The sequence below is a fragment of the Amycolatopsis rubida genome (assembly GCF_900115345.1).
Classification (GTDB): domain Bacteria; phylum Actinomycetota; class Actinomycetes; order Mycobacteriales; family Pseudonocardiaceae; genus Amycolatopsis; species Amycolatopsis rubida.
In genome coordinates this window covers 102,373-128,216 of record NZ_FOWC01000009.1, presented here as the reverse complement: position 1 = coordinate 128,216, position 25,844 = coordinate 102,373, and the positions used below count along the sequence as shown (strand labels likewise).

Annotated in this window: 15 protein-coding genes; 9 read left to right on the top strand and 6 right to left on the bottom strand. The window is 63.9% G+C overall.

From position 1 onward, the window contains the following. Nucleotides 1-6 precede the first annotated feature (6 nt). From BM362_RS30045 to BM362_RS30035, 3 genes are read right to left on the bottom strand one after another with little or no spacing between them, the layout of a single operon-like run. On the bottom strand, nucleotides 7-3,234 hold the full coding sequence (locus tag BM362_RS30045; protein WP_093575405.1) for a helicase-related protein: 3,228 nt from the start codon (nucleotides 3,232-3,234) through the stop codon (nucleotides 7-9). After that, the gene (locus tag BM362_RS30040) at nucleotides 3,231-5,105 is read right to left on the bottom strand and encodes a UvrD-helicase domain-containing protein (protein WP_093575404.1); all 1,875 of its coding nucleotides are present in this window, start codon (nucleotides 5,103-5,105) and stop codon (nucleotides 3,231-3,233) included. Before BM362_RS30040 ends, BM362_RS30045 begins: the two co-directional genes overlap by 4 nt. Next, entirely contained in the window at nucleotides 5,102-9,922 is a 4,821-nt protein-coding gene (locus tag BM362_RS30035) for a DEAD/DEAH box helicase (protein ID WP_093575403.1), read from the bottom strand. The genes BM362_RS30040 and BM362_RS30035 overlap by 4 nt, the downstream gene beginning before the upstream one ends. A 400-nt stretch (nucleotides 9,923-10,322) precedes the next feature. On the opposite strand from BM362_RS30035, the gene BM362_RS30030 reads away from it, so the two are divergent. The 3 genes from BM362_RS30030 to BM362_RS30020 are packed head-to-tail and all read left to right on the top strand — an operon-like array spanning nucleotide 10,323 to nucleotide 14,274. Then, entirely contained in the window at nucleotides 10,323-12,419 is a 2,097-nt protein-coding gene (locus BM362_RS30030) for a helix-turn-helix transcriptional regulator (RefSeq protein ID WP_093575402.1), read from the top strand. Between the two features lie 23 nt (nucleotides 12,420-12,442). Then, nucleotides 12,443-13,396 (top strand): hypothetical protein, encoded by a 954-nt coding sequence (locus BM362_RS30025; protein WP_244287332.1) that lies wholly within the window; start codon nucleotides 12,443-12,445, stop codon nucleotides 13,394-13,396. Next, entirely contained in the window at nucleotides 13,393-14,274 is an 882-nt protein-coding gene (locus tag BM362_RS30020) for a DUF6339 family protein (protein WP_093575400.1), read from the top strand. Before BM362_RS30025 ends, BM362_RS30020 begins: the two co-directional genes overlap by 4 nt. On the opposite strand, the gene BM362_RS30015 is transcribed toward BM362_RS30020, so the two are convergent. After that, nucleotides 14,271-15,398: a DNA cytosine methyltransferase gene (locus BM362_RS30015; RefSeq protein WP_093575399.1), complete on the bottom strand. Its 1,128-nt coding sequence runs from the start codon at nucleotides 15,396-15,398 to the stop codon at nucleotides 14,271-14,273. The two genes, BM362_RS30020 and BM362_RS30015, sit on opposite strands and share 4 nt — an antisense overlap. Before the next feature lie 49 nt (nucleotides 15,399-15,447). Further along, nucleotides 15,448-16,410 (bottom strand): DNA cytosine methyltransferase, encoded by a 963-nt coding sequence (locus BM362_RS30010; protein WP_244287331.1) that lies wholly within the window; start codon nucleotides 16,408-16,410, stop codon nucleotides 15,448-15,450. Between the two features lie 482 nt (nucleotides 16,411-16,892). Between BM362_RS30010 and BM362_RS30005 the strand changes: the two genes are divergently transcribed. The 6 genes from BM362_RS30005 (at nucleotide 16,893) to BM362_RS29985 (ending at nucleotide 24,674) form a co-directional block, all read left to right on the top strand. After that, nucleotides 16,893-17,288, top strand: a complete 396-nt coding sequence (locus tag BM362_RS30005) for a VOC family protein (RefSeq protein WP_093575397.1) — start codon at nucleotides 16,893-16,895, stop codon at nucleotides 17,286-17,288. A 154-nt stretch (nucleotides 17,289-17,442) separates the two neighbouring features. Continuing rightward, entirely contained in the window at nucleotides 17,443-17,817 is a 375-nt protein-coding gene (locus tag BM362_RS47705) for a hypothetical protein (protein WP_167545487.1), read from the top strand. Then, complete coding sequence (locus tag BM362_RS30000) at nucleotides 17,814-21,428, top strand: caspase, EACC1-associated type (protein ID WP_167545486.1); 3,615 nt, start codon at nucleotides 17,814-17,816, stop codon at nucleotides 21,426-21,428. Before BM362_RS47705 ends, BM362_RS30000 begins: the two co-directional genes overlap by 4 nt. Before the next feature lie 17 nt (nucleotides 21,429-21,445). Beyond that, a complete protein-coding gene (locus BM362_RS29995) occupies nucleotides 21,446-22,291 on the top strand; it encodes a vWA domain-containing protein (RefSeq protein ID WP_093575395.1) in 846 nt (281 codons plus the stop codon). Continuing rightward, on the top strand, nucleotides 22,288-22,986 hold the full coding sequence (locus BM362_RS29990) for a PP2C family serine/threonine-protein phosphatase (protein ID WP_093575394.1): 699 nt from the start codon (nucleotides 22,288-22,290) through the stop codon (nucleotides 22,984-22,986). The genes BM362_RS29995 and BM362_RS29990 overlap by 4 nt, the downstream gene beginning before the upstream one ends. Continuing rightward, nucleotides 22,983-24,674, top strand: a complete 1,692-nt coding sequence (locus BM362_RS29985; protein WP_143132511.1) for a serine/threonine-protein kinase — start codon at nucleotides 22,983-22,985, stop codon at nucleotides 24,672-24,674. The genes BM362_RS29990 and BM362_RS29985 overlap by 4 nt, the downstream gene beginning before the upstream one ends. Before the next feature lie 424 nt (nucleotides 24,675-25,098). Here BM362_RS29985 and BM362_RS29980 read toward each other — a convergent pair whose 3' ends face one another. After that, complete coding sequence (locus BM362_RS29980; protein ID WP_093575392.1) at nucleotides 25,099-25,815, bottom strand: CDP-alcohol phosphatidyltransferase family protein; 717 nt, start codon at nucleotides 25,813-25,815, stop codon at nucleotides 25,099-25,101. Nucleotides 25,816-25,844 lie beyond the last annotated feature (29 nt).

The following is a 25,844-nucleotide window of genomic DNA, read 5'->3' as shown; positions in this document are numbered from 1 at the left end:
CACTCCCTACCACTTGTACTCGAGGAACAAGGCAGATTCAGCATCAACGTCCCGTAGGCTCCACAAGGTCTCTTGCGCGTCGGCTGAAGCCGTTTCCTCAGCGCTGAATCCGATCAGCAGCGCCGGAGCCCCCGAACCTCGCTTCGCCTCGTACACGAGTTCGGGCTGGTCAACTGCCCGCTCGCGCCACCACTGGACGAAATTGTCGATTTGTTCCGCGGCTGCTTCCGCTTCCTCAGGGTTGATCTTCTCGACGCGATCCAAGATCGCCGCACGTACCGTCGACTCCACCTCAGCGACAAATTTCTCGATTCGATGCGCGTCACTGTTCTCGCGAAGGCCAGGGATCAACATCCTGGCCAAGGCGACTACGACCGCGTGCAGTCCTCGATCCCGAGCCCGGGCAGAGAACGGGGTAACGCTGGTCGACTCGACCTCACGATAGAGCGCTGAGTGGAACGTCGGGAAACTCTCATAGTGCGAACGATCCCTCGATCGCATCGAGTTCAAGATCACCGTCACCAGCCCAGGATGGAGCCTGCCGACTCGGCTAGTGGCCTGGATGTACTCCGCAGTGGTCTGCGGCTGTCCCATCACAGCCATCAGCCCGAGCCGGTCGATGTCAACCCCGACCGAGATCATGTTGGTCGCGAGCAGGACGTCGAGCACTCGACCAGCCGGAAGTCCCCGTTCGATCATCTTGAGCAGCTCGGGGATCTTGGTGGAATCAGCCCGACTGCTGAGATCCTCGACGGACAGGTCGGCTCGTTTGGCCGAGCCATCGCGATCCGACAATGCCTCCAGGCGGTCTTGGACGTCGTCACGGACCTGAAGTTCGGCTGCTGACAACAGCCGAAGGCTGTTGAAGTAGCCGACGAGCGTCCAGTACGGATCCAGCAACTCCGGCGTCGCCCCGTCTTCCCGTGCTCGAGCAGCCCCATGGAGCAACGCCGCATACGCGCGAACCAGCAACGTTGTCTGACTGGTGCTCGCGGTCAGCAGGCCCAGGTAACGTCGCGAGGCTTTGGCTGTCCTGGGCGTTTCAACCGCGAACCAGGAATCACGCGCGTCCAGACCGGCTGGCGGGAACTGGGCTAGGCGACGGTCGAAGAGCGCGGTTACCTGGTCGGACGCACGCCTGATCGTCGCGGTTGACGCCACTACCTTGGGTCGTTCGGCAAGGATGTCGACCGCCGTTTCGTACATCCCGGTCAGCGTTCCGAGCGGCCCGGAGATCAGGTGCAGCTCATCCTGGACGATCAGCTCAGGCGGCCGCACGCCGTTGAGATCACGATTGAACAGCGCTTCGGTGGTCGGACGCCACGGCAGCGACGCGAACTTGTCGACGGTGGCGATGACGAGCGTCGGATGCCAGTGGTAAACAGCTTGATCGACGACATGCACTGGAAGTCCGGGAGCAGGCGAGAACTCGCACAATGTGTTGCGACAGCGCATCGTCATCCGGCGTTCCGCCTCGACAACCTCATAGTCATCGGCCGTCAATGCGTTTCCGCACCACGGGCAGACCCGTAGCTGGATCGGATTCTTCCTGCTCAGCTGCTTTCCATGATTCCGACGAAGCTGCGCCAACGAGTCTTTCGCGCTTTGCAAATCGTTCGGTGTAGCCGACTGACCGACCCACATGCCGATCGAGATGGACTCCTTGCCCAACTGGGCAGTGTCCTTGGCCCGGATGACGTCCATGGCGCAGATCAAGGTAGCCGCGCGTTCGAACTGTTGGAGCGTCAGCAAACGGAGGGTATACCGCATCAAGACAGTCACGCCCGCTCCATCGGCACCGTCCCGAAGACGACGCAGAAAGACCGTGAACGCGATCAGCCCGAGATACGCCTCAGTCTTGCCACCACCGGTCGGGAACCAAAGCAGGTCAGCGACCTCGCGGTCCTCATGCTCCTGGTCGACGATACCTGCGAGGCACTGGAGCATGAATGCGATCTGAAACGGGCGCCAGCGAGCAGCCGCGAGATCGGGCTCACCCGGTCGACCGCCCTTGATCCACTGGGTCCGCGCCCGTTGCTCGGCCATCGCGCGATTTGCCAGACGGAACGCTTCCGCGAGCTCCGGACGCGTTTCGTCGACGAGAAGGCTCAATCCTTCACGCATCCGGGCAAGCGCACTCCGGCAATATGAAATCTGGTCGCGGGCGGCCGCGACGTGGTCAGGGTCACCAAGGAATGCGATATCCCGATCTCGAGCCTCGATCCACCCGGCGTAGCCGTCCAAAATCGACCGAAGCCTCTCGCCGATCTGGTCTGCTGACGCGACTCCGAGCCCGCTCATATCGAGAGCTGCGTTGTCGATATCACCGTTCGAATCGGTAAGTAAGACCTCGTAGGTGGGAATGAATTCGGTGCGGATACTCGCCACAGCACAGGACGCGATGGGCTCGTACAGCGCCGGCACCTCCCAATCCCAGGCCACCGAGCAACCATGTCCAGTTGCGAAGGACGGAACGTGCCGATGCAGCAGGCGGCTTAGAGCTTGTTCTTGGTCCACCGCGCCCCGAAGCGTGGGACGTTCGACGAAGGCCAAGCTCCCATCGGGCCCAGTCGCCGTCAAACCTGCCTGAAAGAAGCAGTACGCATCCTGAAGGTCGTACTCGCCGCACGTCAGAGTGTTGACCAGCGTCACCGTCGCCGTGACCACGCCATCGGCCGGAGCCCGCACCAGGGCGCGCAGCTCCAATCCGGCTGCGAGATCCTCAATCTTCCGCGTACCCGCAACAGTTACGTCGAGTACGACGGGTTCGATCTCGACGGGAACCCGACGCCAGCGTTCGCGTTGATCGTCGGTACTCCTAGCCTCGGTACGTCCGGCCTCCACGGGATTTCCCTCAGCATCTTCCGGGACGTAACGCGCACCTTCGACTACGATGCTGATGTACGGGGCCACCTCGGTATCGACCGAGAAGGTCATGCCCATCGACGACGGCCTGCGCTGGTTCGACAGCGCCACCCCGAGATCGACTTCGTCCTGCTCGATATCCTTGTGCGCGGATAGTTCCGGTACCGGGTACGCCCCGCCCTCTTCGATGAACCCTGGCGGCTCGTTCGGTTCACGCTGAGGGAAGAGGACACCGATCGGGTAGGCAGTGATCGGCGCGTCAGAAGCGAGTACTTCATGAACGCCGTCGACCGGCCCGAGAAGATCCGCGCGCAAGGCGGTTCTCAGTTTTCCGCGCAGACCGTAGTGCTGATGCCGAAGTGCCGTCACTGTTGGATCGTCCCTTCCCTGGTTTCGACGCGCGCACACCAGATGATTCGACCGATGCCGCCAAGCCGGGGCATCAGCCAGATGTCTCCCTCTGCGAGCCTGGGCTGCGCATTCGCACCCGCCCGCCTCGCGGTCGTGTGCATCGCGTCCACTCGCATGCCTTCGATGGAGATCGGCCAGACGTCGCGCTCTCTTCCACCGATCAGCCGTCGTAGGTCTCGCCGGAACTGCTGTGAGGCTTCCCCGACGCGAACACCGTCGTGGAACAAGCCGTACTCCGGTGTCTCGTCTACTGCCATCGGGAGATCGTGCAGCTTGCGAAACTCCATCAGGTCGCCACAGCTCACCTGCTCTCGGAGATACTTCTGGATCGCAGCAGGCTCCACTTCTATCGAGTCGGACGAACGGGCAGGCACGGCGTCGAAGTCGAGAACCTCGATGCCGTTGCACTGCGCCTTCTGATACGAGAGGTACCAACGCTCGGCCCGCGAGGGCAGCAAGTTCGCCTTTCGATACATCCAAGTCTTCGGTGTGTCGAGGCGGTACAAGTCCAGGCGCGGCCTGGTCATGGCGACGTACTGGAGCCTCGCAGCAGCTTGTACGTCATCGACATCACGCAGCACGCGGCTTCCTTCGACGAAGAGCACTCGGTCGAACTCCATGCCCTTTACCCGATGTACGGTCGAAACCGTCAGACGATGCGCGACGAGCGCGGTGAGATCGTCGGGAAGGCGTTCCTCTACGATCGCCCGCCGCAACGCGAAGAGGTCGAGTCTGTTTCCGGGCGCATGTGCAACTCGCCGCAAGGAACGCCATGCGAACGCAGGGGGCTGAGACACTGTTTTTTCGAAGCGCTCGGTGGCGTCGCGGAACTCCCTTTCGGTGATCTTACCGTCGAAGACGACTTCGAGAAGGGCAGCCAACCACGGCGGCGCGGCGCGGTCATGCGCACCGCGTTTGACCTGATGGGAGATCGAGTGTTTATCGAGTTCTGCGGATAACGCCAACACCTGCGCGTTGTCCTGGCACAGGATCGCAGTTGTGCCTTCAGCTTCACGCAGCGAATCCTGCACAAAGCGATCTTCAAGAGAACCGAATGACGGAACGCCCGACAGCAACGAGGATAGCTCTCGAAGCAAGTCCACGGCGTCGGCGTCGGTCCTCATCCGCTGAAGCCGTGGACCCAAGCCCAACGCTGCGCGCGCTTCTGGCGTACGGGCTCGGAAGTTGACGTCGAGAGTATGTTCAACCAGTTCATCGGGGAAGCTAGCCCGAAGCCAGTCGAAGAATCGACCTGTCTCACCTGCACGTGCCACCGGATCCGAAACCTGGAAGCTGTAGATCGATTGTGCTACATCGCCCACGACAGTGAATCCGGAGTGCCGGAACCGGTCGAGGACGGCTTCGACGAGATCGCGACGAACCCCGACCAGGTCCTGGATCTCGTCCACCACAACGTGCTGCGGTTCCCCGCGCTCGGATTCTTCGACTACTCCGCGTTCAACCACCTCGGCCGCCATCTTGATCCGCTGGTCATAGCTCACCGACGAAAGGTCAGTCCGCTGCGGATCCTCCTGGTATAGGACCGAAGTCGCCCAACTATCGAACGTCTGCGCACGAACACGACGCGCGACCGTCCCGGCCTGAACGAGTCGTTCGGAGAGCTCCCGTACCGCGGCTCGCGAGAAGCTCAACACGAGGATGTCCGCGACTTGCAGTTCCTCCTCCTGGACCAGGTGCTCTATTCGCCGGACCAGGGTCGTCGTCTTCCCAGTCCCCGCGGCCGCATTCACCAGAACCTTTGTGTGCCAAGGCAAATCGACAACAGCCTGTTGAGACGCAGTCAGCGAGATGGATTCTTCAGTCGTCATCGCCGGCGCTCCTGCCACAAGTGTTCGAAGTCAGTGAAGGCGAGGGCCGCAGAAAAGTTCGTGATGTTGTCCCGGACATCGAGGATGAGGCATCCGTCTTCACCACCGTTAAGGGGACCGCGAAGACCGCGGCCGATCATCTGCTGATAGCTGTTCGCGCTGTACACTGGTCGCGCGATGACCACCGCTCTGGTCGCGGGCGCGTCAAATCCTTGCGACAGGACCCCATAGTTGGTGATCACACGGATATGGCCTGCCCGGAACTCGTCGATTTTCCGCCGCCGATCCGACAACGGTGTCGACGAATCGATCGCCGCCGCCCGGATGTTGCGGTCCCCGAGTTTGGCAGCGAGGAACTTGGCGTGATGGACCGACGTAGCGAACACAAGAACTGGCCAGTCCTGCGGCAACGATTCGATCTCGTCCAGGAGGATCTTGTTCCGAACCTGGTCCTCGGACAGGCGCTGTTCAGCTGCCTTGGGCAGAAAGTTGATCGACCCGTCACCCATCATGCCTGCGAGCTCGTCGGGACGGAGCTGGAGATCCGCTCCTGGGAGCTGCCGGTGTTCCACGGTCGACAACACACCTCGCTTCTGCAGCGCGAGGATGGGTTCGCCTTCGAAGACGCCTTCGTCAAGGCGTTCGTTGCCGAACCGCGCTACGAGCCGCTCGGTGGTCGTTTCATTGCTGCGGTAGGGGGTCGCGGTGAGCCCGATCAGGTGCCTGGACGTCTCGCGGTGAGTGAGCCCCAGCTTTTCGAAGATCGCGGTGTAGTTCTTCGAGATGGCCACATGGGCTTCGTCGACCAGAACCAGCGATGCCTGGCGCAGCCACGTGTACTGGTCCTCGCCGAGAATGGACGTGAGCTTCGCGTCGGTGGCGACCACCAGGTGCGGACGATCGGTGACCGGCGTCGCCGAGTTGGTGTGCCAGAGACGGTCGATCACCAATTCGGACTTAGGCCCGACCTTTTCCCAGACGAACTTCCACGACTGGACCGCTTGTTCGCAAAGCTCACCGGTCTGTGCGATCCACAGGATCGGCCCGTCAGGCACCCCGGAGTCGCGAATCCACGTGATCACGCCCTCGCCCGCGGTGCGGGTCTTGCCTCCGGCAGTAGGCAGACTGAGCATCGCGCGGCGGGGGGTCGGGGACCGCAACAGTGCCGCGATCCGGGCAGCGATGATTTCCTGGTAGTCGTGCAGGCGCGGGAATTCCACTGGCCCTTCTGCCCGCTCTCGCGCAGGCGGAGCCGGAATCCGCGCGCCCGCGAACGAGTCCGGCAGTTCGAGGGACGCGACGAAACGACGAGCAGCCTGGTCGCCGTCGAACCGTGACGGAGCCGTCGTCGTAAACTTCGCTTGGATGTCCTTTTGATGTACCCGAAGAACACCGTCGTCATGGGCGTTGTAGGCCATCTCGGCAACACGCCGAGCATCTGGTTCGCGGCCGGTCTCGGCCAGTTCGCTCTGCAGCAGGCCTGGGGGCAGGCCTGCACGCAGATCAGCTTCGTCGATGAGCAAGGAAAGCTTCTCCGCCACCGTAGCCGCGTTCCGCACAGCGTCCAGCTTCGCCTTCAGCTCGAGGTCTTCCTGCTGTTTGCGGTATACGTCGAGCAGAGTCCGACATCCGTCGACCCCCAGCTTCCAACCGAACTCTTTGTCCGCCAACGCGAGGACAGCCTCGAAAGACGCGTCCTCGGGTACAAGTACTGTCGTCCGGTCGTGCAGGGCGCTGCGCAAGGACGTCGTGCGAGTACCGCTCGGAGCGTGGACGACTTCTTCCAGTTCCGTGCAGCGCTGCAGGAACAGGCCACTGACTCGGGAACCGAACCGCTGCCGCAGCGGAGGAAACTCATCGACTACCGCAACTGGCGAGCCTGCGGGGACTGACCGCACCCGCTTGGAGATCACATCCGAGACCCGGCGCATGCCCCAATCAGAGATCATCGCTTCAGCCTCGTCGCGATCCTCGGCGCGATCGATAAGGAGTGCCGGGTGGTTCTCCTTCACCAACTCGATCAAGTCATCCCGGCTGAAAGCGATGGCGATATCTTCGTCGGGACGCAGTTCCCACCGGTCGCCCACGCGGCAACGCGTGCTGAACTCCTCGCGCAGCAGACTGCACTCCGCCCTTACCAGCAGAGCGTAGGTGCGTCCGATGAAACTGTCGTCATCGCTCTCCTTCACCCGCTGCAGCAAATCGGCCCACTGCGCGTCTCGCACTTGCTCTACTTTCGCGGGCAGCTTCAACCGCGCAGCCTTGCTCGGACTGATTTCCGCGACGGGCAGCGCATCCCGGTAAACGGACAGTTGCGGAGCGACTGCGTCGCGGACCGGCACGATGCCCTTCGAGGTCGCAACCCAGCCGTATTGGTCCAGCAGCCACCGAATCGGCGACTTCACCGCGACGCGAGTGGCCGCGGACTTGCCGATCTGCCGCGTCCAGTTCTCCGTCAGTCCTTCATCGGGCATCGCGTTCAGGAACGCGGCCCGGCCTTCCTTCGACAGTTCGAGGAAGACCGAGGTCGGCCCTGCTATCGGGCCGCCCTCCACCTTGACCGTTTTGGTGGCTGGACGGTGCTCCGTCGGCTTCAGCTTCCGGACGTAGCTCTCGTAGACCGCCTTGTGGTACTCGTCAAACCACGTTTCTCCATCGGGACGGTGACCCCGCCGCGGGGTGGCAACGGCACCGAACTCGATCAACACGCTGCGGTCGTCGCCGTGGAATCCCGGGTCTATCGCGATCTCGGCGTCACGCGACCCGTCTTCGGGGACAACCGCTCCGGTCAGCAGGCATTGACCGATAGACCGCCAGTTTCCGGCGACAGTTCGAACTTTCAGCGTGTCCTGTGCCGACGGCATCGCCTTCTCGATCGCAGGCACCTGAGATGTCTTGCCGGCCGTGCGCATGAGTTCCCAGAACCGGGTCCAAGACTCGGCCGAGTAGTAGTCGAAGCCTCCCTGGTCCAGAACGCTCCGGAAACGTCCCTCCGCGTCGGCATCTCGGATGCCCAACTGACCTAGGGTACGCTGGAGGGACACATCTTCAGCCAACGCGCGGTGGACGTAAGTCAGGTCGTCCCGCAGTCCATCTTCGACAGTCCTCCTGAACACGCTCCCGGCGATCGGGGACACAAACTCGCATTGCTCGGTCAGCAAGATCTTCGCCTGGCGGGCGTCCGCGGCAGCGGCGTGGTCGTGGAGCAACTCATCTTCCAAGAGAGCGGCCAGGACTTTCAGCGCGACGGCAGATCCGGCGGGAGTCCCGTTGACAACCAGTGCCTCCAGCCATTCCCGGATGGTCGCCGGCTCCTGTCCCGCGGCATCGAGGACGTGGGTCACCTTTCCCCGCCGCTCACGCGTGGCCTCGACGGAGTGGTGGATCCAGTCACGAGGCCTGCCGCTGTGACTCCGCCACAACTCCAACGTGCCGGGCTTGAGCTTCTCCGGGTGAATGAGCAGGTCAGCGGGACGGCGCAACACTCCGTCCTGATCAGGCAGCGACGGACGAATCGCTGCTTCCTGCCAGATCCGCGTCGTGAGGTAAGTACATGCCCAGTTCGGCGATTCCTTAGCGCGACCAGGAAGCAACGGCAAGTAAGCACCGGGATCCTCGTCGACCACGAGCTCGCCAAGCGATGAGACCACCAGATCGGCAGCGACCCGCAAGAGTTCGTTGTTGAACGGGCTCTGCAGCAGGTTCTGCCGATCTTCGTTCGTCTTCCACGCCGCGTTCAGCGCACCGCTCAACGTCGTCGGGTAAGTGGTCGGGAAGTATGCCCAGAAAGCACCGCGGTCGTTGGGCACCGTGTGCAGCGTCTGCCCCTGGACGTTGGTCATGACCCGATAGTCCGGCACCGACCAGGATACGTCGATTGTCACTCGGTCGTGCAGTTCACCGGCACCTTGCCGGATCTCGTCGTCGACTCGGTGCGGCCGGGAGAAGACCCGATGCCGTTCGATCACGGGTTTGGCACCGCTGCGGGCTTCCTTGATGATGCGTTCGTCACCTTCACGGGCAACAGTGATCTCCCTGCGCACCAAGGGCATTCGCCGCCGGTCCTCGAGTACCAAAGTACCGACGTGCGATGAGAAGACCTGAAAAAGGTGCGGGAACTCCCGTGGCGGCAGATCTCCTCCCCTGATCCGTCCAGACTGTTGAATGTCGTGTCCCAACCCCTCGCTGGCTCCCGGCAGAAGCGGCAGGCGGACTACGGTGACCGCCCAGTCGAGCAGCTCATGCAGAACCTGGTCGAGGCGACGTTCCGCGGCGACGTCGAGGGGCCGTGCCAACCGAAGCACTGGCGTGTTTTCCAGCGCGGCCAGCTCCGGGAGTCGCTTTTGTCGACGGCCCTCGTTCACAGCTGAGAGGATCTGCTCGCGCGCCCATTCGGCGTCGAACCCGAAAGCTCCGGTGCGGCTGAAGAACTGCGGTGCCCGCGTCACCGACAGAACCGACTTCACCCCGACGCCGAACCGCCCGATCTGGCCACCGCGCTTCCGCGACACTCCCATGCGGAGGATGGTTTCCGCACCCTCGGGCGTGATCGGTCGGCCTTCGTTCGCGCAGTACAGATGATCATCGGTGAGCACTACCTGGATGCGTCCGCCGGACTCTTCCGGCTCGCGCATTTCATCCGCGGCGTTCTGCACCAACTCGAAGATCTGTCGATCGCCGTAACCACCCTGGTGGATGCGGCGCTCGCCGTTGGCGTCTTCCTCCACCCGCCCTTCGCTGAGCGCATACGTGCTCAAGGCCAGGTCGGAAAGCTCGACGACTGTGCCGAGCACGGTTCCGTCCGACGTGTCCACCATCCGATTCGCTCCCAACGACAGGCATTAGCGTGTGACGACGGCCGGTCGTTCTCCATCCGGAGGCCCGACCGTCGAGATTCTGATGATCAATCCTCAAACTGTGTTGCCGTCTCCCCGGCGACAACAGTGATCAGAAAAGGACTTGCATGGCGAAGAGCTGTGTTGTATTCGCGCAAGCGAGCCCGTTCACGGAACCCTGCGTCGTTCTCGCACACTCGGCTCCGAGCCCGGACCCCGCCGGAGCGAGATCGAGTTCTTACGATCATTGCGGTCGTCCACAAGTCGGCCTGTGTTACGACCCAACGCTGTCAACCATAATTTGACACGACCTCACGTGTCAAATCAAATCTGATAAGATGCCGACAAGAGGCCTTCTACCAGCGAAAGCAGGAGGATGTGGATGTCCGAGGGGCAACCCGCCAGCGACTTCGGGCCATGGCTGGCGCGCCAGCTACGACGCGCGGACATGACGCAAGCTCAACTCGCGGATCGGCTAGGGCTCACCCGGGCAGCCGTCTCAGCTTGGATCACCGGGCGAGCGCAACCTCGCGAGGAGACAAAGCGGGCGATCGCCGAAGCCTTCGACAGCGATCCAGCAGCCGTCTACAACCGCTCTGAAGACCTGGCTCCCGCACTCGCCCGCAAGTGGTACCACCGCCCCGCGCATGCCGACGGGGGACGAGAATACGGCAACGCCGCCGCATTCGCTTTCGACGCAGATCTCTCCGTGCTGGCCAAGGAGGCTACCCAGAACTCCCTCGACGAGAGACTCGATACCGATCGCGCTGTTCGGGTGCGCTACGTCCTGCACGAACTGACCGGCGAACGGTTGGACGCGTTCCTGCGCAGCATCCAGTGGGACACGTTGCGGCAGCACTACGAACAGGCAGCGGCGACCGAACAAAAAGTCTCGAAAAGCCTGCGTTCAGCACTCGACGACCTCGCGGCCACCAGAACCTTGCGACTCCTGCGCGTAGACGACTACAACGCGACCGGCCTGGTCGGGCCCGAATACAGTGACGGCCAGTTCGCGGCGGTCGTCCGACGCCAGCTCGACAGTTTCAAACAGCAGGCCAGCAGGGCAGGCGGTTCTTACGGGCTGGGCAAAGCTACGCTGTGGGGCACGAGCCGGTTTGGCCTGGTCCTGATCAACTCAACTCTTTCGAAACCGTTCGAGAGAAGAACTGCCCGCCGTGTCGTCGGCAGGCTCGACCTGCCCTGGCACACGATCGACGGCGACGCCTACGCCGGGCCGGCGTGGTTCGGCGAGCCCGACACCGAGGACGAGCGCCGCGGCACTGCCCGTTCCTGGTGGGCCGACGAGGAAACCGTCCAAGCTCTCCATCTCGAGCGGCCCAACGATGATCCGGGAACCTCGTTCCTGATCGTCGGCGCACACGACGCTTCGGGGACCGCCGACACCTTGGACGAGATGCACGACAAGCTCGTCCGGTCGTTGGCCAAAGACTTCTGGGCCGCGATGGTGTCGGGTAGCGGCGGAGAACCGATGCTCGAAGCGAGCGTGACCGCATTCCACAACGGACAGACCGTGATCCCGGAGAAGCGAGTCGATCCGCATGAACACTACCCAGCACTCAGCCGAGCTCTCGAGGCTCACCTCGACGGAGAGACCGTGGAGGAACTGACAGAAGGCGAACAGGTAGCCCGAGCGGGGGTACCGTTGACGGTGGTGCCGCGGCGGACCGACAGCCGCAGAAAGCCCGCCAGTATCGAGCACGAAGCCGTTCTCTTGATCACGCCCGCAGGCGAGACAGATCAGCCGCTGAACCAAGTCGTCCTCATGCGCGGTAACCGGATGACGGTGCGCGACTATCGCCCGAGGGAACTGCCTATCGGGGCGATGGCCTTCCAAGCTGTCCTGCTGGCGGGTTATGCAACTGGTCGAAACAATGAAGAAGTCGAGCTGGCCGAACAATTCTTGCGTGCTTCCGAACCTCCTGAGCACAACCGATGGGGCAAGACTGAGGAGCTGACCGCCACCTACGTTCGAGGTGCGCAAAGCAGATTGACCGACTTCCACCGAGCGATCGACGACGCCGTCCGACGACTGGTCGGAAAACGGGAGCGCATACGCCGCGATGGTCCCGCACTGTTACGCGAACTGCTGAAGTTCGACAGTCCGACTGCAGGTCCGCGTCGGAATCAGCCCATTCCGACAGTGCGCGCTGTCAACGCCCTCATCAGTGACGACGGCGCATGGAACGTCACGGTCTCGCTGAAGTTGCCCGACTCCGAGGACCCGTGGTCGTTGACTCCGGTCGCGAAGTTCGACGTACGCTCGGGCAGCAGGCCGGATGTGCCCTGGCGGCTGGTCTCCGCCGAGAATTGCTCGATCGAGGCTGATAACCTCGTGATCGATCCCGGTGTGCGTGCCGCATCGTTCACTGCGATCACTGATCCCGCCAAACATCCAGTGCCCAGTCGAATGTCCCGGCTCGTCGTGGATATCCAGCGGACTCGTGGAGGCGTGGCATGAGGACCGCTTTACCGTATCCGGTCGTGTTCGGTGATGTCGATCTCGATATCACGGCGGTGACAGTCGACGGTGTGCCGTTGCCGTATGCCCAAGTCTCCAAGACAGAACGGACCGTGGCACTGCACCAGTCGGGCAAAGAGCGCTGGCACGCGGCAACACTACTGCTCGAAGCGAAACTCCCCACAAAGGAAATTTCCGAAGGACCGTGGAAAGACGTTCAATGTCTGGCAGTACTGACCGAGAGTGCAACCAACACTAGAACTGTCACCTCGTTGGGAAGCGGCACCGGCGGGTCCTACCGCGGGTCCGTCGAGCTGGCGCGGTCCGCACACCTGGTCCGGGCAACGCTCTCCCTCGCTGTCGTCGGCACCTACGACGAGGTGCCCGGCCGACTCATCGGCAGCACCGACCGGCACTGGTATGTCGACCTGAAAGCCGATACGCCGGCGCGGCAGCGCGAGATCGACATCGTCGAGATCGACTTCCGCAACGGCCCCGAAGCGTGGCTTCGACAGTTCAAAGACGCGCCCTGGCTTGTCGACACCTCTGGCGAGATACCCAAAGTCTTGCTGAACACCTCCGCCGTCGAAGGATTCACAGACATCTTGAACAGCGCAGGTGGCTCTGCAATCGAAAGAGCGTTGCGGGAAACGATGAGCAGTCAGATCGCACAAGATGCTTGGACTGCCATGTTCCATACTGCCATCGCCTCGCTGGAGCTTGACGAGGACGGCACGCCTCAAATTCCAGGCGGCTGGAAAGGATCGGTTCTCATGGCGATGCTCCCCGACGTGTTTCCAGATCGGACTCCGACTGACGCTCTCTATGAGATCAACCAGCGCAGAACGGAGGGCTACAGCTGGTCTGAGCTGCAGACTCGCCTGCAATACGCGGCGGGGAAACGGAGTCAGGTACCCAAGCGGCTGACCACAGCGATCCGATCCGTCCACCGTGCCGCCGAAAACGAGGAACGATGACCAGCACCGTCATTGTCGAACCGCCCGCGACCCTCGGGCTGTTGTCGAACGCGGCCGTCGCAGCTCACCTAGGTCGCGGCATCCAGTCTGGCGACGAGGTGCCGCCGAGGGCCGCGCTGCAGAAAACGGCCACTGCACTGCCGGTGAGCGCACGATGGCAAACGGAACCGTTTCGTGAACTGGTCGACGAGGCGATGCGTCGTTTCCACGACCGGAGGACCGCTGCCGATGCATGGTTGGCTCCCCGCCTGCATGCCACATTGCGAATGAGCCGCAGCGAAGCCGCGCAGGGCGAGCTGTGGAACTTCATTGCTCTGCTAGTCGCCCCGGATTACGTGGTGTGGCGTCACCGCGGTAAGTCGATCGCGCAGGCATCCCGTTTCAGCGGCCCGCACTACACCCAGGCTTTCGCGCGTCTGTGGTGGGCAGCGGAGTTGTTCCGGAACGGTGAGGACTACCGCCCGGCCGAAGCGGCATGCCAGGTTCAGGAGATTTTCAACAGCACGATGAGGCTGGACGTCATCGATCACCGACCGACCGCGGTCGCCATCGTTCGCCTGTTGGAGCGAATGCGAGACGAACAGACTCCGCGGCTAGGCGATCATCTTCATGCCCTTTCCGCTGCGATCAATATCGCGGGAAGCACGCTGGTTTTCGAAGCACTCGCGCCAGATTCCGGCCCCGATCCTGAGGGCACCGAAGCGTGGATTTCCAGCGCAGAGAGCGCTGCGCAAGTGCCGTGGGATCGTCTGCCAGACGGTCCAGACGACGGCTATGTCGCCGAAGCGAGCATCCAAGCGCTGCTGCCGTTGTTCCAACGACTTCAGAAAGACGCGAACGTCCGCGTCCGGAAGAAGAAAGAAGACGATGACGCTTAGCCTGCATCGACATCGTCGGAGACCACGGCTTTCCGGACCGCTACCGGGCGAGTATTGTCAAACTTCTCCCAGGAACCGCGAACCGCCTCGTCCAAACGTCGAGGATCGATAACCAGGTCCAGCGCTGCCGCAAGTACGTGGGCCGCCAACCTTGGCGGGATAGCATTGCCAATTTGCTGAGAAACGTCTTTCCCTGCCCACGGGTAGTCTTGAGGAAAAGTTTGAAGTCGACCTGCGGCATAAAAGTCGAGACGAGGCAGATCTTTCCCGGCGAGCGTTTCAAGGCGGTTACGCGAAATCTTGCCTGTCACAGTCGCTGATGGCTCATCGAAACGTCGACGTCCACGCGCTTTAGGATTGCCGCCGGTCCCGTAATTCGAAACAACGACGAATTCGTCAGTCCGTTCGAGTGCTTGCCCCATAGCGACCCAGCGAGACAGCTTCTCTTCGACCGCCGCCGACCGTACGTCCCCTCGTCGAAACCGCCGGTGCGTCGGCGTGGGCAACTCGGGTTTCTCCTTCACGCCGAACTTGGCGATAAGAATCGCCCGACGCCGAGTCTGCGGAACACCGTATTCTTCCGTATGCAAAATACCGGAGGTGCTCTTGTATCCGATTCCCTCGAGTGCTTCTTCCATCGCCTCCCAGACCGGCAGGACAGCTGGAACCTGCTCGAGAACGATCGTCTGGTAAGGGCGTTCCAGCTGCTTGGCGCGCAATGCCCATCGCAATGGCTCCAACACCAGCGCGGTCCGCTCGTCCTCGAGATCCTCGAGACTGGGCCGGACATCCTCGCCTGCCGCCATCCGCTTGACGAAGCCGAGCACCTGGTCAAGCGCACGACGTCCCGCACCGCCGCCGGCAACAGTGTAGGTCTGACACGGCGGACCGCCGGTAAGGATTGTCGCCGAGGGAAAGTCCTCCGGCCCCAGTTGGCGAACGTCGTTCTGCCAGGTACCCAGACCTGCGGCCCGACGAGTCGCGCACGCTCCGGCGTCCCACTCGACACCGTCCGCGACGATCCCCAACCAATGAGCAGCTACGTCAAGCCCTCCCGGCCCGGCAAACAGATCGACGAGGTGAAGCTGCTCGTCGAAGTCGAGCGTCTGCTGCTGAGGGGTCATGACCAGCGATTGTAACGAGCCGCGTTCCAGCCGGACGGAGGCGCTCCGGTCACAAGAGGACCTTTCGCAGGGCCTCGCCGAGAGCGCGCGCGACCGGCGGCGGCGAAGCGTTGCCAACCTGACGGTATCGCGCGGTCTTGCCTCCCGCAAACTTCCAGTCCGACGGGAATCCTTGCAGGTGCGCCGTTTGGTCCACGGTCAACCGGATCAGTTCGGATCGGACAAGATCTGGTCGCCACCGGTACTCAGGTCCAGGCAGCTCGTCGGCAAGCGAGCCCCCGTTGACGCCCATCCTCGCCCAAGCGTTCTTCGTCCCCGTTGGTCCCAGGTCCCCGCCTCCGCGGTTCCATGATCCGCCGACCAAGGTAGGCGCGAGACGATTAGCATAGTCGGCCCACTCGTCCGCCTGCGCCCATCCTCGGGATGCCATGGAGGCCCGGAGAGCGTCACCGACCGTGATCGGCGGCTCGAGCACGCGGGCAGGTTCCTCGAAGGCGTCGATGCCGTCGCCCTTCATCGCTACGAAGATGCCCTGGCGTCGATCCTGAGGCACTCGGTAGTCCGCGGCGTTCATGACGAACCACCGCCCCCGGTACCCGAGGTGGTCCAGTTCCTCCTCCACGAAGTCCCGGATGTCCCGATGCTCGTCATCTTCGATCAGCTTGGCCATGTTCTCGATGAGCAGCGCCCGCGGTTGCACCGCATGCATGAGCATGATCGTCGCCCGGATCAGAGTGATCTCATCACTATTTCCCGCGGGTCGGTTCACAGCGGCTGACGCACGCACCCTCGGGAGGCCCGCAGAAAGCAAATCCACGTCATAGACCTGCTTGGCGTCGACGGGATCGAACTCGACCAGGTCTACCTCGCAAATGTCCCACCACGGCCGGTTCAGTCTCAACGTCTCGCAGGCGACGGGAAGGTTGTCGATCAGCATCACCGGGTCGAATCCCGCCTGCTCGAGCCCCAGTGCCAGACCACCGGCCCCCGAACAGACATCGAGCAAGCTCAACCGTCGTGCTCCGTCGAGCGGCCGAGCCCGACTTCCCTCGTCTGCCATCGCCCATCCTTCCTTGCACGGTGCAGTACACAACATACTCGCTGAGCAAGGTCATCATGTCGCCTTTTGCGAACTCTCGGGCTACGTGATCACTAACGTGCACACACCCACGAAAATCGAAGCTACAAGCGACTAATTTTGATCTTTAAGTAGCAACAGGACGGATACGTGAGGTTTTTTGCACTTCGCCAACCTTGGCTTGACATAGCTGCCGCATCAGCAGAGACGTACGAGCGGCGCCGTGCGACCAACCCCGCGTCACGACGGCAGGACATGTAGCTCTTCGAGCAATCCAGATGTCCGCCGACCGCCGCACACCCCCAGGACCTCGTCAGGCGGTCGGACCGTGCCTCACCCCGCAGAGCTGCACGCTTGACAAAACTTCTTGTCAATGCGACGTTCGGGCCTGACCCACCCCGAGAAAGGGCAGTCCGATGACCGACCTCGTCCCGTTCCTGATGTTCCAGAAGCGCGACGCCGCCGAGGCGATGGCCTTCTACACCTCGCTGTTCCCCGGCGACTCCGTGCTGTCCGAGGAGCGCTACGGCGCCGACGGCCCCGGTCCGGAGGGAACGATCGTGATGGCCGAGTTCACCGTGGCCGGTCAGCGGGTGCGGTGCAGCGACAGCTTCGTCCAGCACGCCTTCGACTTCACGCCGTCCGCCTCGCTGTTCGTCACCGTCGACTCGACCGACGAACTCAAGCGGATCTACGAAGCCCTCGGCGAGGGCGGCGGGATGCTGATGCCGCTCGACGATTACGGCTTCGGCCCGTTCGCCTGGGTGAACGACCGATGGGGAGTGTCGTGGCAGCTGAGCACCAAGGGCTGAACATTTTTGGAATATTCCACCGGTATCCCCTTGCGGTTTCTCAGCCGTCCGCTGACCGCAAAGGCGGACCATAATCCTCAGGCGGGTGACGCGGGAGTATCCTTCCGCCGCTATGGTGATCACGAAAGGTTGAAAATCAGCCCGAGGGGGGCCGGTGGAAAACTCAACACCAACGCTTGAACTGCGCGTCCAGGCTGGCGGCGACATCATTCGGGAAGAACAGTTAGCTCGCGCACTACGTGCGGAAATCGAAAAGACTCGCGGCGCAGAAGTGCGGATTGCGCCGTCCGGGCCAGGTCTGGACGGCGCAAAAGGAAGCAGCGTCGGCGGTGCTGACCTGTGGGTCTTCCTGGCTGCCACTGCGGCTCCGCTCGGCACCGCGCTCGTCACGCTGATCAAGGAGTGGTCGAAGACCAAGCGTGCGACGGTGCGATTCAGGATCGACGGTCTCGAGCTGGAGATGCCGTCCGGGACAGACGAAGCACAGGAGCGCATGCTCGCCCGGCTCCTCGACAAACGGCACCAGTGAGCGGCGGCCGCAAACGCGCGCTGCTGATCGGAACGGCCGGCTACCGGGACACCACCGAATTCTCCGCTTTGCCCTGCACGCACTCGGACGTGGCAGAGCTGCGCCAGGTGCTGGAAGACCCGGCAATCGGCCAATTCGCCGAGGTGCAGACGGTTCTCGATCCGGACGCCGCCACGATGCGGGATCGCATTGCCGCGTTCCTCGGCGACCTGGACGCCGATGAGCTCGGGCTGCTCTACATCAGCGGGCACGGTCATCGGCTTTCCGACAGCACATCGGAATTCCATTTCATCGCTGCCGACAGCTGGAAGGCGTCCTGCGAGCAGACCGCGGTCGGCGCGTCGTTTGTCAATGAACACCTGGAAAACAGCTACGCCGCACAGAAGATCGCCATTTTCGACTGCTGCTACAGCGGCGGCTTCAGCCTCGGCATGACCACGCGCCTCGCCAAAGGCAGCGCGCACCGGAACGGCTTCCCGCAACCGCGCGGCGTGTACGTGATGGCATCGAGCGGCCCCAGCGAATTGTCGTGGGTTGACTCCCGGCCAAGGTCCGGGCCGCCGCTTTCGTTGTTCACTGCCGAACTCGTGACCGCCCTGCGGACCGGCAAAGCGGACACCGACGGCGACGGGATCGTGTCCGCCAACGAGCTGTTTCACTACGTGAACGACCAGGTCCGCACGGTGCAGCCGCCGGAAGCGGCCCCGCGGCAGGTGCCGGTGTTCTCTGCGGACCGGGTCAATGGGCAGATCCACCTGGCCCGCTGCCGGGCCGGTCAGGCGATCCGTCCAGGCACGCAATTGCCTGCCCGGTCCGCGACGGGGCACCCCGCGGGCAAAGGCACAGACAGCAGCTCTTTTGGTGCGCCGACGCCAGCCGCGCTCTTGCGCTACTACCAGGCCTGTGTCCAGAAGGACGACTCCGAGCCGAAGCCGCTGCTTGCCGCGCACGCGCAGCGCCAGTACGCTTGTTTCCGGGGAGCGGAAAGGCTGCTGGTCCGCGACCTTGACCCCGACGGCGCGGTGTCGATGCCCGCTGAAGCCGCACAGCTGGTCGATACGGCCGACGAATACACCGAGTTTTGGTACGGCTATCCGGCCGTGGTCCTGCATCAGGGTCGCGGTCGTCCACAGTTCGCCCCGCTGTTCCTGACCCAGGTCGAAGTCGTGGACAGTGCGGACGGACGACGGCTCCGGCCGGTCGGCGAAATCGTGCCGCACGACGGCCTGGTGAACGCCTTGCTGGACAATGACGAGGCCGCGGCGCTGCTCAGCACCTACCAGTCGACCTGGCAAAGCGGGATGCACTCGCATCTGTTGCGAGAGGTCCAGCACTTCCTGCGCGAGGACTTCGGGCTGGCCACGGTTCAGCCGCTGCGCCCTAGCTCGCTGGAACCCGAGATCGAGACCGACACCCCGACGTCCGGGGCGCGGAACGCGGCGGTGCTGTTCGCGCACCAAGCAGGCGGCTCGGCCAGCAACGGCTTGGTCAAGGATCTCGACTACATCGCCGAGCACGAGAGGGAAATCCAGAAGACTGCGCTGGCCCCGCTGTTCGGCCTTGCCGGCAACGCAGCCGTCCGGCCGTGGCGGCCAGTCTATGTCGAGCAGTGCAACGACGGACAGCGCGCGGTGCTCGAATCTGCGATGACCCAGCAGCTCACGGTCGCCACCGGCCCGCCAGGAACCGGGAAAAGCCAGCTCGTCACCAATGCTGTCGCTACCGCGCTGGTCAACGGACAGTCAGTGCTGGTCGCATCCACCAATAACCGTGCGGTCGACGAGGTGTGGGAAAGGTGCGAAAAGCTCGTTCCCGGTGCGGTGGTCCGTACCGGGAACCTGCAGATGAAAGAGCGGGAAAAGCGCACGCTGACCGACTATCTCGCCATGCCGCCGCCGAGGCAACACTCAGCGACCGCGGTTGCGGAGCTCGACCGAGCGTTCGCCGTCCACGCCGAAGCAGTCCGTGCCTTGGCGGAAACTGCAGAGCAAGAAGCCCGCCTGCTGACCTTGGGGCAGCACCGCAAGGCAATCGCCGAGCAACTTTCCACCACAACGACTGCTCTCGCGGCGGCTTTCTCCGCCGCCGACCTCGCCGTGTTGCACCGCCGAGCAAGCCGAGCAGCCAACGCGAAGTTCTTCGGCACACGCCGACGCGCGAAGTTCTGCGCTTCGGTCGGGTGGCACGGCGAAACGACCGCCGAGGTTTGCCAGCGCCTGGCGACGTGGGCGTTGGCGGAAGCGCAGTGGCAGCAGGAAAGAACGCGTCCAGCTCCGTCCGACGACCAGCTCGCCGCCAACCTCGCGCAGGCAGAGAACCAGGTACTCGCCGCCTCCCACACAGCGTGGGAGACCGTCGTGCGAACCTCTGCACGCACCGGCAAAGCCGAGATCGAAGCCCTGCTGCGAGCGTCGTCGACCGGAGGCTGGGCAGTGATGCGCCGTTGCCGGGAGCACGTCAAGGGCTGGGCACTCACCGCGCTGAGCGCCCGTCGGCTTCCTGCCGACGCGGCGTCGTTCGACCTGGTGATCGTGGACGAAGCAAGCCAGTGTTCCGTCCCGCACCTGCTCCCGTTGCTCTACCGTGGCGCGCGGGCGCTGGTGATTGGAGACGTGCAGCAACTAGGCCCGGTGATCAAGTTGTCCGAGCAGGCCGAGGCCGAACTCGTCAAGGCGCATCGGGTGTCGCCGGTCTGGTTGGATTCCCGCCAGCTTTCCTACCGCCGGCATTCGGCTTTCCACGCGGTCGAGCGGCTGGTCCGAGCTCCTCTCCTGCTGGACGAGCACTACCGGTGCCATCCGGAGATCGCGGACCTCGCGAACCGGCGTTTCTATCGGAGCCAGCTCACCGTCCTGACCGACGAGGCTCGACGCACGCAGCTGCCCGGGGCTCCGATCAGCTGGATCGACGTCGCCGGAGCAGCGGCCCGAAGCGCGAACACTTCCTGGCAGAACGACGTCGAGGCATGCCGCGTCGCCGAGGTCGTCGAACGTCTGCTGGCAGAGCTGCCCGAAGCAGCGACGATCGGTGTCATCACGCCGTACAAGGGCCAGGCCAGCGTGCTCGGGAGGCGCCTGCCGAACGATCCGCGAGTCGTCCCCGGCACCGTGCACACGTTCCAGGGCGGGGAACGGGACGTGATCGTGCTGTCCCCGGTCATCAGCCGAGACTTCCCTCGACAGTCGAAAGGGTGGCTGCAGCAGCAGGACACGCTGTGGAACGTGGCTGTGACGCGGGCACGCAGCCGACTGATCGTGGTGGGCGACCGTCTCGCGTGGCCGGAGGATGACAACATCGGCACCGCGCTGGTGCGAGCTGCCGAGCGCAGCGGCAACGCAGAGCGTCAGGCGAATGCGGATCCTCTTCTGTCCACTTTGTACGCATGGCTCCGGAACCGCTGCCCAGACCAGGTCGAACTCCTGGTCTACCGCAACGGCTATCTGGCCGACGCGGTCGCCGGCGAGTACGCATTCCTTCTCGACCGAGGGCCAGCCGACGGACGTCCTCGGCACCAGCACTTGCGGGTCCAACTGCTCCGCACCCGGCTGCTCAACACCTCTTCCAGCACCACGATCCGCGTCCCGGCGTGGCGCTTGTACGACAACACCTGACCGCTAGGAGATCTCTGATGTACACCGCCGAAGTCAACCGCGCCCAGCCTGCTTGCCTCATGCTGCTCATCGACCAGTCGTATTCGATGTCGGAACCATGGTCGCACGCCGCCATGTCGAAGGCCGCCGCGCTCGCCACTGCGGTCAACAACGTGCTCACCACCTCAGTCGTACTGTGCACTAAGGGCGGCCGCCGCGTCGTGGACTACTTCCAGGTCGGCGCGCTCGGCTACTCCGACATCGTGTCCTCGCTGTTCCAGGACAGCACAGTGGATGAACCGCTGCGACCGGTCAGCGCCCTGGCAGACAAGCCGCGTCGAGTCGAGAAGATCGTGCCTGACCCCGCCCGGCCGGACGAGTTCGTCGTCCAGCCGGTGTGGGTCGAAGCGGTGCACGGCGGGCGGACCTCGATGACAGGAGCGTTGTCGGCCGCGGAAAAAGCTGTCTCGGCCTGGTGCGTCGACCATCCCGACAGCTTCCCTCCCATTGTCATCAACCTGACCGACGGCATGGCCACCGACGGTGACCCGATCCCCGCGGCACAGCGCATCCAGGCGCTGGGCACGAACGACGGCCCCGCGCTTCTGCTCAACGTCCACCTGTCTCGGAACGGCGAGGGGCGCATCAATTTCCCCAACTCTGAGGTGTCGTTGCCGGACAAGGAGGCCCGTCTGCTGTTCGAAATGTCCAGCGAACTCCCCACGCCGATGGCGGAAGCTGCGTCCAGCTTCCGCTACGACCTGGCCCCCGGTGCTCGTGGTTTCCTCTACAACGCCGACCCGTCGGCGGTGGTGCAGTTCCTCGACATCGGCACTCGCGGGATCACCCCGGGCGGATTCCCCGAGATCACCGACGGCGAGTGACCGCCGACCGCGGGACCGACCTGCGCGTCGTCACGGCGTCGGTGGCCAAACAGGGAAGAGACAACGCGGAGAACGAGGACTTCGCGGCGATGAACCTTGCAGCGCAACGTTTTGCTGTCGCCGACGGAGCATCGGACGCCGCTCGCCCGGAGGTCTGGAGCCGCCTGCTCGCACAGTCCTATGTGGATGGCGAGCTTGATGCGACGCAGCTCGACGAGCTGGGCGATCGGTGGCACCAAGAGGTCTTCAGCGCGGATCTGCCGTGGTTCGCCATACAGAAACTGTCCTACGGCAGTGCCGCAACCTTCGCCGGGCTCGCGCTGAGCGACTCCGCGTTCGACGGCGAAGCCGTGGGTGACTGCTGTCTGTTCCAACTGCGCGAGGGAGCGATCATTCTGGCTTTCCCGCTGGACGATCCCGCCCGGTTCACCAATTTCCCGGACGTGCTGCGCACGCATCCGCCCGCCGGACGCGACTTGGACCCGGTCCACCGCCAGCACGGCTCCTGGCGTACTGGCGATCTTTTCGTCCTGGCCAGCGACGCGCTCGCCAAGTACCTGCTGGAGCGCCCGGATCCGGCACGACCGCTGGAACACTTGCTGGCCAGTCCCGACTCCTTCGCAGAGTTGGTAGCCGAGTTCCGCGCGGACGGCCTCGCCAACGACGACACGACGATTTGCGTGGTGCGCCCATGACACTGCCGAGTATGGACGCCTATCAGCAGGCCGTCCAGCTTAAGCAATCGTTCACCGACCCGGTGCTGTCGCGTGGCAAGCTGGAACGGACGCCGCTGATGACGCCAGTCGTGGCGTCCGGCGGATTCGCACTGACCTACCTGTTCGCAGTGGACGGCCAGAAGGTCGCCGTGCGGTGTTTTCACAAGCAGGGCAACCATCTTGAGGAGCGCTATAACCAGGTTTCTCGGTTCGTGCGCGTCCACTCGGAGCTGCCGTTCTTGATCCCGGTCGACTACCTGCCCCATGGCATCGAGGTGGAGGGCGCTCGCTATCCCGTTGTCAAGATGCCGTGGGTAGACGGCTTCCAGCTCGACCATTGGGTGGAAGACCACCTGCGAGAGCCGGCCGCGTTGACCACAGTGGGCCGCGAAGTGTCCAAGGCGGCGACGCAGCTGCGCGCGGCCGGTGCCGCACACGGCGACCTCCAGCACGGCAACATCTTGATCGACGACGACAACGCGGTCCGGTTGATCGACTACGACGGCATGTATCTGCCGGAACTCCGCCGGTACGGCGCGGCCGAGCAGGGCCATCGGAACTACCAGCACCCGTCCAGGCAAGACAGCTACAACGTCGGCCTGGACGAATTCGCCGCGGCGACCATCGAACTGTCCCTCGATGCACTCGCCCACGACCCGTCTTTGTGGGACCGGTTCCACAACGAGGACAACCTTCTCTTCACCGCGCGCGACTTCGCCGAACCCGACACCTCGAATCTGTTCTTCGCGCTGTCCACGATCCCGCCGGTCGCCGAGGCAGTCACCCGGCTCCGGCGAGCTTGCCTGGCGCCGATGCCCGAGATCACTCTCGCCTTGTCCGGCGGCACGGCGACCGAGGACCACGACCGAGTGGTCCAGGCCGCCCCGAACGAACTCGTCTGCATCGAAGCGGACGATCGGAAGAAGCTCTTCCAGCACATCGGCGACAAGGTCACTGTCTTCGGCCAGATCGAGTCGATCAAGCGGAACCGGGCCATGCGCGGCGGCACCATCACGCTCCTGAACACCGGCGACTACCGGAAAGCCGCCTTCGTGTTCATCTCTTACGACGAAGCCCGAAGTCATCTCGAAGACCGCTTCGGCCCGAATCTCGAAGGGCTGGACGGCAGCTGGGTTTCGGTCACCGGCTTGCTGGCGACCTACCCGACCCGCTGGTGCGATGACCACACTCCGCAGGTCGAGATCTCTCGCGGCTCTGAACTGCGGACGGTTTCCGGCGAGGAACTGATCGCGCTTCGAGCCCGCAGCCGCGGTGAAGAGCCGCCCGCACCCTCGAAATCGCCAGTCAAGCGAGTGCGGGCGTTCCCACCGATCGATTTCCAGGCGCGCTTGAAGGAGCTGTACGCCGACTCGCCCGCCGTCCAGTCGCCCAGACCGGCTCCCGCTCGGCCGGCCGCAGCTCCGAACACCCCCGCTACGCACCCATCGGGGTCGCCGCGGCCTTCGGTGCCACCGCCGACCAGTTACCCACCGTCCGTGGCGAGCCATCCGCCCCGGACGCAGAGCCCGCCAGCAAACACGTGGGCACCGCCGCCCGCGCCGGTCCGGCAGCCTGCTCCGCCGCCGGGCAACCCCTGGGCACCGCCGAGAGTGCCCGTTCGCCCTTCCTGGGGGGTCCGGCTTCGCCGGTGGTTCCAAGGACGTTGAGTCCGGCACGGCCCTACGACCTCCACCAGCCGCTCAGCCAGCACTGAGGCACCAGGATCCACGTACGGTTTCTTTTTGCGATTGCTAATCGGGGCAAATCCGCAGCTCGAGCGCAATTAGCAACACTATTGACAGGATGTCAGATACCGTGAAAATGAATGCCGCCTAGTTATCCACCGACGGGTTAAGCGGCAGTATTCCGGCACCGCTATGGTGGACATCGGGAGGTTGGCGATCAGCCTGAGGGGGGCCGATACCGCATCCCAGGGCCAGTCGTTTGATCTGCGAGAGTCCGCCTAGTCGGGGCGACTCGAAGACAAGCGGCTGGCCCTTTCGCCACGTTACGAAATCAAGAGCCGCGACCGTGTGAGAAACACGGTTTCCGATGCCGGAACCCGGACGATAGAGAATTCCGGAGAATTCCCTAGCCAGCGCGGTTCCGGTACAGCCACCACACGTCGCGCCCGAATGACCAGCTCAGCGTCGCTGCCGCAATCCCCGCCAAGACCGCCGGTGCGGCTCCCGCCACCGCGGCGGTCAGGGCGATTCCCTGCAAAGCCGCCACTGCCTTCCGTGCCCGGCTGGGGCGCAGCGGGGCGCGAAGCCATGGCCACAGCCGGGCTGCGGCGACGAAGGCGTATCGCATCAGGCCGATTGCCAGCACCCACGGACCGGCCGTGGTGGCGACCAGGACGCTCAGCACCAGGATCAGGAAGGCGTCCGCTTCCATGTCGAATCGGGCGCCCAGCGCGGAGACGGTTCCGGTGCGGCGGGCGACGTAGCCGTCGAGTGCGTCCAGGGCCAGGGCGACCGCGGCGACGGGGACGATCAAGGTCAGCGGCGGATGCCCGCCAAGGCGGTCGGCGACCAGGGCGGTCACGGTGCCGATCAGGGCCGCTCGGGCGAGGGTCACCTGGTCGGCCGGGCCCAGCCGGTACCCCCTGATCCGCCAGGCGCCCTGGGTGAGCAGGACTAACAGGCCGAGGAGGTAGGCCACGCCGACTGTCCAGCCAAGCAGGCCGAGGCCGGTCGTCACCGTCAGCAGGGTCAGCAGGGCGAGTTGCGCCAGCAGCGCGGGAGCCTGCTGGACGACGGTTGAACCCAGCTCGGCCGGGGTTCGTGTACAGGTGGAGACAGCCATTTCTCCTCGATCCGGCAGCAACGGAGGAC

Bases quoted from the DNA above. Each gene is read 5' to 3' on its own strand.
- BM362_RS29980 (WP_093575392.1), bottom strand. From the start codon at position 25,815: ATGGCTGTCTCCACCTGTACACGAACCCCGGCCGAGCTGGGTTCAACC.
- BM362_RS30015 (WP_093575399.1), bottom strand. From the start codon at position 15,398: ATGACCCCTCAGCAGCAGACGCTCGACTTCGACGAGCAGCTTCACCTC.
- BM362_RS30005 (WP_093575397.1), top strand. From the start codon at position 16,893: ATGACCGACCTCGTCCCGTTCCTGATGTTCCAGAAGCGCGACGCCGCC.
- BM362_RS30035 (WP_093575403.1), bottom strand. From the start codon at position 9,922: ATGGTGGACACGTCGGACGGAACCGTGCTCGGCACAGTCGTCGAGCTT.
- BM362_RS30030 (WP_093575402.1), top strand. From the start codon at position 10,323: ATGTCCGAGGGGCAACCCGCCAGCGACTTCGGGCCATGGCTGGCGCGC.
- BM362_RS29995 (WP_093575395.1), top strand. From the start codon at position 21,446: ATGTACACCGCCGAAGTCAACCGCGCCCAGCCTGCTTGCCTCATGCTG.
- BM362_RS30020 (WP_093575400.1), top strand. From the start codon at position 13,393: ATGACCAGCACCGTCATTGTCGAACCGCCCGCGACCCTCGGGCTGTTG.
- BM362_RS30040 (WP_093575404.1), bottom strand. From the start codon at position 5,105: ATGACGACTGAAGAATCCATCTCGCTGACTGCGTCTCAACAGGCTGTT.
- BM362_RS29985 (WP_143132511.1), top strand. From the start codon at position 22,983: ATGACACTGCCGAGTATGGACGCCTATCAGCAGGCCGTCCAGCTTAAG.